The following is a 395-nucleotide window of genomic DNA, read 5'->3' as shown; positions in this document are numbered from 1 at the left end:
AGATGTGGCAATGGCGGCAGCCCCTCATCCGCCTGCCGGCCAGCTCCCCGTTGGGGAGAAGAGACTCGCGACGACGTCTCGGTTTCCCCTTCTCCCCAGCGGGGAGAAGGGATATGCCGCACTGTTCCCGCCCTCACGCCGCCTTGAAGACCTTTCGGCCTTCGGCGTCGAGCGCCGTGAACTCCTCATCCGACAGCGTGATGTCCACCGCCGCGACGTTTTCTTCCAGGTGCCTGACCTTCGACGTCCCGGGGATCGGCAGCATGACCGGGCTGCGCTTCAGCACCCAGGCGAGCGCGATCTGGCTGGGGGCGGCATTGTGCTTTCTGGCGATCGTATCAAGCAGCGAGCCTGATTGGGCGAGATCGCCGGCGGCGAGGGGATACCAGGGGATG

At 65.8% G+C, this 395-nt stretch carries 1 protein-coding gene; it reads right to left on the bottom strand.

The window, feature by feature from the left end:
• Nucleotides 1-133: 133 nt before the first annotated feature.
• Nucleotides 134-395: aldo/keto reductase (locus AC5ZG1_RS44630; protein ID WP_496136603.1), on the bottom strand; the 262-nt coding region annotated here is incomplete at its 5' end.

This window comes from Bradyrhizobium sp. Leo78 (assembly GCF_059512425.1).
The sequence above is the reverse complement of the archived record's forward strand: the minus strand, read 5'-3'. Positions and strand labels throughout refer to the sequence as shown.